At 69.0% G+C, this 8,758-nt stretch carries 6 protein-coding genes and 1 pseudogene; 4 read left to right on the forward strand and 3 right to left on the reverse strand.

Annotated elements, in window-relative coordinates; genetic code table 11:
* A pseudogene (locus ACWF94_RS25125) lies at window positions 1-444 on the reverse strand (gephyrin-like molybdotransferase Glp); the annotation flags it as partial.
* Between the two features lie 3 nt (window positions 445-447).
* The gene (gene galU / locus ACWF94_RS25130) at window positions 448-1,350 is read right to left on the reverse strand and encodes a UTP--glucose-1-phosphate uridylyltransferase GalU (protein WP_453492670.1); all 903 of its coding nucleotides are present in this window, start codon (window positions 1,348-1,350) and stop codon (window positions 448-450) included.
* Between the two features lie 104 nt (window positions 1,351-1,454).
* Here galU and ACWF94_RS25135 point away from each other — a divergent pair, with 104 nt between their 5' ends.
* A complete protein-coding gene (locus ACWF94_RS25135) occupies window positions 1,455-2,045 on the forward strand; it encodes a 5-formyltetrahydrofolate cyclo-ligase (protein WP_453492673.1) in 591 nt (196 codons plus the stop codon).
* Between the two features lie 84 nt (window positions 2,046-2,129).
* Here ACWF94_RS25135 and ACWF94_RS25140 read toward each other — a convergent pair whose 3' ends face one another.
* Entirely contained in the window at window positions 2,130-4,994 is a 2,865-nt protein-coding gene (locus tag ACWF94_RS25140) for a penicillin acylase family protein (protein WP_453492676.1), read from the reverse strand.
* A 288-nt stretch (window positions 4,995-5,282) separates the two neighbouring features.
* Here ACWF94_RS25140 and ACWF94_RS25145 point away from each other — a divergent pair, with 288 nt between their 5' ends.
* The 3 genes from ACWF94_RS25145 (at window position 5,283) to ACWF94_RS25155 (ending at window position 8,738) form a co-directional block, all read left to right on the forward strand.
* Window positions 5,283-6,722 carry a potassium/proton antiporter gene (locus ACWF94_RS25145; protein WP_453492679.1) on the forward strand — a complete coding sequence of 480 codons (1,440 nt, stop codon included), beginning with the start codon at window positions 5,283-5,285 and terminating at the stop codon, window positions 6,720-6,722.
* 295 nt (window positions 6,723-7,017) lie between these two features.
* Window positions 7,018-8,298, forward strand: coding sequence for an MFS transporter (locus ACWF94_RS25150; RefSeq protein ID WP_453492682.1), 1,281 nt, complete (start codon window positions 7,018-7,020; stop codon window positions 8,296-8,298).
* 68 nt (window positions 8,299-8,366) lie between these two features.
* Window positions 8,367-8,738, forward strand: coding sequence for an FmdB family zinc ribbon protein (locus ACWF94_RS25155; RefSeq protein ID WP_453492685.1), 372 nt, complete (start codon window positions 8,367-8,369; stop codon window positions 8,736-8,738).
* Window positions 8,739-8,758 lie beyond the last annotated feature (20 nt).

Raw genomic sequence — 8,758 nt, forward strand, 5'->3', positions numbered from 1 at the left:
GTGCACCCGGACCTCGCCGCTCGCGCCCTCAGGGGCCCGCCCGGCCGGGCGCATCGAGGTCACCGCTCCCCCGCCGGCACCGCCGTCGGTCCACTCGACCGGGACGACGCTCTGCGCACCGGGCGGCAGCGGGGCGCCGGTCATGATCCGCGCGGCCTCGCCGGGGCCGACCTCGGGCAGGGCGCCGCCCCCGGCCGCGATGTCGCCGATGACGGTGAGGACGGCGGGAAACTCCTCAGTGGCCCCCTGGATGTCGGCCGTACGCACCGCGTAGCCGTCCATCGAGCTGTTGTCGAAGGGCGGCAGCGCGACGGGGACGGTGATGTCCTCGACCAGGACGCAGCCCTGCGCGTCCATCAGCTGCAGCTCGATCGGGTCGAGCGGGCGGATCGCCGCGAGGACGTCCTCCAGGTGGTCGTCCACCGACCAGATCGTGCTGCTCACGGCCTACATCTCCTCGGTCACATAGCGACGGAGCCAGTTGCGGAACTCGGGTCCCAGGTCTTCACGTTCGCATGCGAGTCTGACAATCGCCCGCAGATAGTCGCCCCGGTCACCGGTGTCGTAGCGGCGGCCCTTGAAGACGACGCCGTGCACCGGCCCGCCGATCTTCTCGTCCTCGGCGAGCATTTCGAGCGCGTCGGTCAGCTGGATCTCATTGCCCCGGCCGGGACGGGTCTCCCGGAGTATCGCGAAGATCGCCGGGGTCAGGACATAGCGGCCGATGATCGCGAGATTGCTCGGCGCGTCGGCCGGGTCCGGCTTCTCGACCAGCTCGGTCACCCTGACCACATCGGCCTCGCCGGTGGACTCGACACCCGCGCAGCCGTACTGATGGATCTGGGCGGGGTCGACCTCCATGAGGGCCACGACGCTGCCGCCCTCGCGCTCCTGGACCTCGACCATGCGCGCGAGCAGCGGATCGCGCGGATCGATCAGGTCGTCGCCGAGGAGAACCGCGAAGGGCTGGTCCCCGACATGCGGCGCGGCGCACAGGACGGCGTGGCCGAGGCCGCGCGGGTCGCCCTGGCGCACATAGTGCATGGTGGCGAGGTCGCTCGACTCCTGGACCCGCTTGAGACGGTTGGCGTCGCCCTTGCGGGTCAGCGCCTCCTCCAGCTCGTAGTTGCGGTCGAAGTGGTCCTCAAGGGGACGCTTGTTGCGGCCGGTGACCATCAGTACGTCGGAGAGGCCGGCCGCGACCGCCTCCTCGACGACGTACTGGATCGCCGGTTTGTCGACAACAGGCAGCATCTCCTTGGGCGTGGCCTTGGTGGCGGGCAGGAACCGCGTGCCGAGGCCGGCGGCGGGGATCACCGCCTTGCTGATCCTGGGGTTCGACTCAGTCATATTCAGCACAGTATCCGGTAGGTAAGGGGCACGTATGGGCAGAAGATGAGCTTCCGGTTAACTTCGTTCTGATACAGCGTATATATGACGTTTGCGAGTACCTAATGAGCGATGAAATGTCCGGAAAGAGGGCGCTTCGAAGTCGCCTTCTCGGCGCCCGACGTCTTCTGTCTTCTGAGGACGTACGGAACGCTTCCGTGGTTCTCTCCCGACACGCCCTGGATCTTCCGGAGTTGACCGGAGCCGCCACCGTCGCCGCATATGTCTCTGTCGGGCGCGAGCCCGGTACGCGCGCGCTGCTCGACGCGCTGCTCACCCGGGGCGTACGGGTCCTGCTGCCGGTCCTGCTGGCCGACAACGACCTGGACTGGGGCGTGTACCGGGGCGCCGGGCGGCTGGTGCCCGCCGGGCGCGGGCTGCTGGAGCCGGACGGGGAGCGGCTCGGTGTGAACGCCGTGCTGGAGGCCGATGCCGTACTCCTTCCGGGGCTCGCCGTGGACCGGCGCGGAATGCGCCTGGGGCGCGGCGGCGGCTCGTACGACCGGGTGCTCGCGCGGCTGGCGGCGGCCGGGGCGGAGCCCGCGCTGGTGGTGCTGCTGTACGGGAACGAGGTGGTCGCCCGGGTCCCGGAGGAACCGCACGACCACCCCGTACACGCTGTCGTCACACCGGAGGGGGTCCGGCGCTTCGGCTGACCCGGGACGGCTGCCCCGGCCGCTGCCTTGCCTGCTGCTCTGCTGCCGCCTTGTCCGGTGCCCGGTGTCCGGGCCCGCAGCCCGCTACTGGCCGACCGAGCCGCCCGCGGGCTTCAGCGTCAGCGTGTCGACGGTGTTCGCCTTGACCGCCTCGTCGCCGAAGGGCCAGTTGAGCAGCTCGCCATTGGCCCACTTGTCGGTCTGATCCGTGTAGTGCGCGCTGTAGGCATGGCCCGAGGCTCCGCTGAGATTGATCCAGCGGGACTTGTCCCAGTCGCCGACATTGACGACCATCCGCATCGACGGCACCCAGACGACCTCGTACCCGGCCGCCGCGTTCCAGCCGGTGGCGTTGACCGCCGCCTCGCCGCCGCCCAGATTCCAGGGGCCGCGGTTGAGCATGAACCGGAGGAAGCCGGGACCCTTGATGCCGAGGGTCTGGTTCTCCAGCGTCAGCTGGTGCAGCCGCCCCCAGTTCCAGGTGGAGATGTCCTTGCCCAGCTCGGCCGTCAGCTCCCAGCGCGCGTCCTCCATGGCGCGGGCGAACAGTTCGTCACGGGTGGTGGTGGCCTTGTCCGTACGGCTGGGCGGGGATTGCCACCAGGTGCTCTTCTCGTCGTCGAGGATGCGGTAGACGACCTCGAACCAGCGGTCGCCGCCGTCCGGCTGCGCCGAGTCCGCGTCGCGCTCGCCGCACTCCACCACCCGCTGGCTGAGTTCGTCATCGGGGACCGTGCTGTCGGCCGGGCGGACGCTCAGGCACTCGCCCTCCACGCGCAGTTCCTTCGGCAGCTTGTTCCCGAAGGCCAGCTTAAGGATGTTGCGCCAGACGGCGTTGAAGTAGGCGGCGGCGGCCGAGTCCGGTTCCTGGGTGTAGTCCCATGCCTCCAGCAGCTTCTGCGCCTCGCGGACATCCGGGTCCGGGACATTGATCTTCAGCAGAAGCGGGACCAGGCGCTTGGCGATCTCACTCCTGTTGTCCATCTGCATGGTGCGCATGTCCTCGGTGGAGATCTTGCCTCCGCCCTTGGTCTTCACCTCGATGAGGTCGATGATCCGCTGGCTGCGGGCACCGTAGCCGTAGTCCGAGGTCAGGTGATGCCTGTACTTCTCGGGGTCGATGACCGACTGGTTGGCCGTGACGACATAGCCGCTCCCGGGGTTCTCCGCGTACGGCATCTCGTCGAACGGAACAGGGTCCTTCTTCCAGCGGTACTCCGGGTCCCAGCCCGGCACGGGCACGGAACCGTCCCCCTTGGCGCGAACCGGGATCTTGCCGGGGGCCTGGTAGCCGATGTTGCCATGGGCGCCCTTGGCGTCGGCGTAGATCAGGTTCTGGGAGGGGACCTCGAAGTCCCTGGCCGCCTTGCGGAAGGAGTCGAAGTCCGTCGCGCGGTTGAGGGCGAACACCGCGTCCATCGACTTGCCCGGCTGCAGCGCGGTCCACTGGAGCGCCACGCCGTACCCGGTGGCCCGGTCGGGTGCGTCATCGGCGACCCGGGCCTGCTGGCCGACCTTCTCCAGTTCGGTGCTGCGGTCCGAGATCAGGGGTCCGTGTCCGGTCGAGCGGACCGTGATCGTCTTGCTGTCGCCGCCCGCGACCTTGATGACCTCCTTGCGGGTGGTCAGCTTCCTGCTCTCGCCGCCCACCTCGTAGCTGTTGCCGGAGAGCTTTTCGAGATAGAGGTCGGTGACATCGGCGCCGAGGTTGGTGAAGCCCCAGGCGATGTCCTGGTTGTGGCCGATGATCACGCCCGGCATCCCGGCGAAGGTGTAGCCGGCGGTGTCGAACCGACAGGTATCGGACACCTTCCGGCAGTGCAGGCCCATCTGGTACCAGAGCGACGGCAGCTGGGGCGCGAGATGCGGGTCATTGGCCAGCAGCGGTTTGCCGGTCGTCGTGTTCTTGCCGGAGACGACCCAGGAGTTGGAGCCGATGCCGCTGCCGCTCGGGCCGAGGATCTGGGGGATGGCGTCCAGGCTCTCGGAGAGTGCGGAGAGCTGGGAGTTCAGTCCCTCGACCGCGTCGGCGGGGGTGCCGCCGGGGTCGACGCCCGAGGTGCTGTTCCCGCTGCCGCCGCTGTTGCCGGTGCCGGTGCCGGTGCCGCTATTGCCCGGGTTGCCCGAGCCGCTTGAGCCGCCCGAGCCGCCGCCCGCGTCACCGGACGGTTTGGCGTCCGGATCGAACTTCTCGGTGACGGGATCGATCCCGCCCTTCCGTACGATCGGCTTGTTCCGGTCGTACGGATACGGCGGATACAGGTCCTTGATCTGCTTGTCGGACAGCCTGCTGGTCAGCAGCGCCCGGTCGATCTCCTCCTGCATATTGCCGCGCAGGTCCCACGCCATCGCCTTGAGCCAGGCCACCGAGTCGACCGGGGTCCACGGCTCGGGCTTGTAGTCGTTGGAGAAGGAGAGCGCCGCGTACTCGACGGACAGCTCCTTGCCCTCCTTGCCCTTGAGGTAGGCGTTGACCCCGTCCGAATACGCCCGGAGGTACTTCTTCGTGTCGTCCGAGAGTTTCTCGTCGTACTCCTTCTGCGCCACTCCCCGCCAGTCGAGGGTCCGCAGGAAGGCATCCGTGTCGACCTGGCCGGAACCGAACATCTCGGAGAGTCGGCCCGCCGTCATATGACGGCGTACGTCCATCTCCCAGAACCGGTCCTGCGCCTGGACGAAGCCCTGCGCGCGGAAGAGGTCCTCGTCACTGTCCGCGTAGACCTGCGGAATGCCGTAGTCGTCCCGTCTGACCTCGACCTGGCCGCTCAGGCCCTCGATCTCGATCGTCCCGGTGGTCTGCGGGAAGGAGGCGCGCACCGTACTGACACCCCAGTAGCCGCCGTATCCGATGCCGCCCAGGAGCGCCAGCACCAGGATGAGCACAAGCAGGCGGGCACGTCGCCCCTTCTTTTTCTTCTTGCGGGAAGAGGCGCTTGTGTTGGCGGGCATCGCTGTCCTTCGAGGCGCAGGCTGGTCCTGGAGTGCTGAAGCAACCATAGGTGCAGCGCCCCGCCGTCCCTGACGCGGTATCCGAAAGCCGGTCATGGAATCGGCGGGCGCGGAACGGGCGACAAGCAGCCCCGGAGGTGATCCCCGGCGTCAAGGAAACGTTAAAGATTAGGTAAGGTAACGAAGTGTCGCCGCCCGGATTAACGATCCGGCACGTAGAGGCGCGAGGGAAAGGATCGGCCACTGACTGTCCACGACCTCAACGAACTTCTGCTCATCTGCTCACTCGTGCTGCTCATCGCCGTCGCGGCGGTCCGCATCTCGTCGCGCAGTGGGCTCCCCAGCCTGCTGCTGTATCTCGGAATCGGGATCGCGATCGGGCAGGACGGGATCTTCGACGTCAAGTTCGACGACGCCGCGCTGACACAGGTGATCGGCTATGCCGCGCTTGTGGTGATTCTGGCCGAAGGCGGTCTGGGCACCAAGTGGCAGGAGATCAAACCGGCGCTGCCAGCGGCCGTCGTGCTGTCGACCGTCGGCGTCGCGGTGAGCGTGGGCATCACGGCCGCGGCCGCGCACTATCTCGTCGGACTGGAGTGGCGGCAGGCCCTCATCATCGGGGCCGTGGTGTCGTCCACGGACGCGGCGGCCGTCTTCTCCGTACTGCGCAGAGTGCCGCTGCCGTCCCGGGTGACGGGTGTGCTGGAGGCCGAGTCCGGCTTCAACGACGCCCCTGTGGTGATCCTGGTGGTGGCCTTCTCGACGGCCGGGCCGGTCGACGAGTGGTACGTCCTCGTCGGGAAGATCGCGCTGGAGCTGGCGATCGGCGCGAGCATCGGACTGGCCGTCGGCTGGCTGGGCGCGTTCGGGCTGCGGCATGTGGCGCTGCCGGCCTCGGGCCTCTACCCGATCGCCGTGATGGCGATCGCGGTCTCCGCGTACGCGGCCGGTGCCATGGCGCACGGCAGCGGATTCCTCGCCGTCTATCTGGCCTCGATGGTCCTCGGGAACTCCAGGCTCCCGCACGCCCCCGCGAACCGGGGTTTCGCCGAGGGTCTCGGCTGGCTCGCCCAGATCGGTATGTTCGTCCTGCTCGGGCTGCTGGTGACCCCGCACGAACTGGTGGACGACTTCTGGCCCGCGGTGATCGTGGGGCTGGTGCTGACCATGGTGGCGCGTCCGCTGGAGGTGTTCATCAGCCTGCTGCCGTTCCGTGTCCCACGGCGGGAGCAGATCCTGCTCTCCTGGGCCGGGCTGCGCGGTGCCGTGCCCATCATTCTGGCCACCATCCCCATGGTGGGGGAGGTCGAGGGCAGCGCCCGTATCTTCAATATCGTCTTCGTCCTCGTGGTCGTCTACACCCTCGTCCAGGGCCCCACCCTTCCCTGGCTCGCCAAGGCTCTCAAACTCGGCCCCGGCGCCCCGTCCGACCTCGGCGTCGAGTCCGCGCCCCTGGAACTCCTCCGCGGGCATCTCCTCTCGGTCGCCATCCCTGAGGAGTCCCGTATGCACGGCGTCGAGGTCGCCGAGCTGCGGCTTCCCGCCGGGTCCGCGGTCACCCTCGTCGTCCGCGACGAGAAGAGTTTCGTCCCGCTGCCGACCACCGTCCTGCGTCGCGGCGACGAACTCCTGGTCGTCGCGACGGACCCCGTACGGGACGCGACCGAACGCCGCCTGCGCGCGGTGGGCCAGGGCGGGAAACTGGCGGGGTGGCTGGGGACGGGGTGATCGCGGGGTGGCCGGGGACTGGGTGACCACGGGGTGGCCGGGGATGGGGTGATCGCGGGGTGGCTGGGGACGGGGTGATCGTGGGGGTACCGGGGCACCAAGCCCCTGTACCCTGAACGCATACCTGATCGACCACCTCTGCCTGACGCAGAGCTGGCGCGACCGTATGGCGGCCGAGAACACCTCCGCGCGAGGGCAACCGGTATCCACCGCAGTCCCGCGCGCACAAGAGGACAGCTCTCGGCCGCTCCCGTACCCCACGGGGGCGCCACCAGGCGGCAGAAAGGCACGGACCGTGGTGTCCACGGTCACCGAAGACCCCCGTCCCGGATACGGACGGCTGCTGCGCACCCCCGGCGCCTGGACCTTCCTGGTCCCGGGCTTCGCCGCACGGCTGCCCTTCGCGATGCTGACCCTCGGCATCGTCCTGCTGGTCCAGCACACCACCGGTTCCTACGGCAGCGCCGGCGCGGTCGCCGCCGTCACCGGTGTCGCCATGGCCCTGTGCGCACCGCAGAGCGGCAAACTCGCGGACCGTTTCGGGCAGCGCGCGGTCCTGCTGCCTGGCGTGGTCGTCCACACCGTCTCCGTAACGGTACTGATCACGCTCGCGCTGGGTGACGCCCCCCTATGGGCGCTGTTCGCCGCCGCCGTGCCGACGGGTGCCTCCGTACCGCAGATCGGCCCGATGGTGCGTGCCCGCTGGGCCGCGAAACTGGACGGGTCGCCGCTGATGACGACAGCCGCGGCGTTCGAATCCGTGACGGACGAGCTGACCTTCGTCGTCGGACCGGTGCTCGCGACCGCGCTGTGCACCGGTGTCCACCCGGCCGCCGGTCTGATCGCCGAAGCGGGACTGACCCTGGTCGGCGGTCTGTTCTTCGCCGCCCAGCGGCGCACGCAGCCGGCGGTCCGCCGTCCGTCCGCCGAGGGTCCCGTCCCCCGCGTCTCCGCGCTCTCCGTGCCGGGCGTACGGGTCCTGGCGGTCGCCTTCCTCGGTATCGGCGCGGTCTTCGGCGGGATGCAGGTCTCGCTGACCGCCTTCAGCGAGGAGATCGGTAACCCGGGGGCCAATGGACTGCTGTACGGGATATTCGCGGCGGGCAACATGCTCGCGGCCGTCGCCTGCGGAGCCATCGCCTGGAAGAGCGGCCCCCGGCGGCGGCTGGTGCTCGGCTACGCGGGACTGACGCTCGCGGCCTCCGCCCTATGGGCGGCGCACTCGGTGGCGCTGCTCGCCGCGCTCGCTCTGCTGGTCGGCCTCTGCATAGCTCCGGTGCTGGTCAGCGGCTATACGCTCGTCGATTCGCTGGTGCCGGCCTCGGCCCGTACGGAAGCGTTCACCTGGTTGACGGGCGCGGTGGCGCTCGGCCAGGCGACGGCCGTCACGGTGGCCGGACAGCTCGCGGACGCGAGGGGCGCGAACGCCGGATTCGTGGTTCCGCTGGTGGGAACGGTGCTCGCGCTCGCGACAGTGATCACTCTCCGTTCACGGCTTTCACCGCAGGTGGCAGGGCGAGTAGCGGCGCGCGGGGCGAGTGGGATGGATCACCGCCCGCGGGTGACGGTGGACTGATCCAGCGGAATACGTCACTATGGACCGTCGTTAGCACTCACTGAGTGAGAGTGCCAGGAGGAAGACCAGTGCCGACCTATCAGTATCAGTGCACCGAATGCGGCGAGGGCCTTGAGGCGGTGCAGAAGTTCACCGATGACGCCCTGACCGTGTGCCCCGCCTGTGATGGACGCCTTAAGAAGGTGTTCTCCGCTGTCGGCATCGTCTTCAAGGGCTCCGGCTTCTACCGCAACGACAGCCGCGGCTCGTCGTCGAGCAGCGCGCCCGCGGCCAACGGGGCCTCGGCGAAGTCGTCCGACGGGAAGGCATCGGAGTCCACGTCCTCCGACGCGAAGCCCGCCGCCGCGGCGGCGTCCTCTTCGTCGTCCTCCTCTTCAAGCTCCTCCTCTTCGGGCTCTTCGGGGAGTTCCGCGAGCACCGGCGGCAGCTCGGCCGCCTGACTCCCGGCTTCGCCCCGTGT

Source organism: Streptomyces sp. NPDC055078 (assembly GCF_053607985.1).

Excerpts from the sequence above, each read along its gene's own strand:
- galU (WP_453492670.1), bottom strand. The coding sequence starts at position 1,350 with ATGACTGAGTCGAACCCCAGGATCAGCAAGGCGGTGATCCCCGCCGCC.
- ACWF94_RS25135 (WP_453492673.1), top strand. The coding sequence starts at position 1,455 with ATGAGCGATGAAATGTCCGGAAAGAGGGCGCTTCGAAGTCGCCTTCTC.
- ACWF94_RS25140 (WP_453492676.1), bottom strand. The coding sequence starts at position 4,994 with ATGCCCGCCAACACAAGCGCCTCTTCCCGCAAGAAGAAAAAGAAGGGG.